We start from the raw sequence: 813 nt of genomic DNA on the forward strand, positions 1-813 counted from the left end.
CTGAAAAGCCCTTCTGCCCGCCTCTGTAAGCGTGCCATTCACCACGACATAAATGTCCCTGGCACATTTCTTCATTTCCCGGAGCATATAGGATACATAACGGTCCACCACTCCCTGTCCGTCGTAGAAAAAATATATAACCGCCCTGTTCTTCGTGCCTTTTTCAAGCCTCATATACGCATTTGCCCCTTCACCATTTTAATCCGGTCTTCAGCCTGCTACTACACTATCAGCTCCCTCTGACGTCTCCAAAAAGGACATCTGGGCACAAACTTCTAGTCCCACAGGTTTTCGATAACTTTTCCAACAGATATCTATCCAAGGATCTGGTTTCTCAAACCGAATTTCATCATCAGATACTACTCCATTACATATACATTTACTCAATGGAATCGTTCTTTTTCCTCCCGCATTGAAAATTAAAGATATGCGCACTTTCTTTAAAATAATGCGTCCTCTTTCACAGGGGTCAAAACGCACATGTAATGGCATCCCTTTTTCCCTGTCCCATTCAAAAACGGCTTTTAGGCATTCGCCTATTCCACTGTTTTTTACATGTAAGGTATCCTTCTCACTATAACCATTTCCATAATCTAAATATAAAGTGGGAGTAAGAAATGCTGAGGCTCTCAAACCCTTTTCTTTTCCCTCCAAAATGTTCTTCAGCTTCGATTTTGTATCAAAATAATACGGTCCACCAACACCATTATCATATAAGATAGTGTTCAGGCCGCGCAGCATATATGTTAAATTGGTAACCTCCAGTGCTGCTTCTTCATCATCGAATACCCATGCGGGATAATATCCGGCATC

At 41.9% G+C, this 813-nt stretch carries 1 protein-coding gene; it reads right to left on the minus strand.

Annotated elements, in window-relative coordinates:
- Positions 1 to 210: 210 nt before the first annotated feature.
- Positions 211 to 813 (minus strand): CheF family chemotaxis protein (locus tag LQE92_RS14380; protein WP_231063611.1); only part of this gene is annotated, 603 nt, incomplete at its 5' end.

It is taken from the genome of Lientehia hominis, from assembly GCF_021044755.1.
In the GTDB taxonomy this organism is placed as follows: domain Bacteria; phylum Bacillota; class Clostridia; order Lachnospirales; family Lachnospiraceae; genus Lientehia; species Lientehia hominis.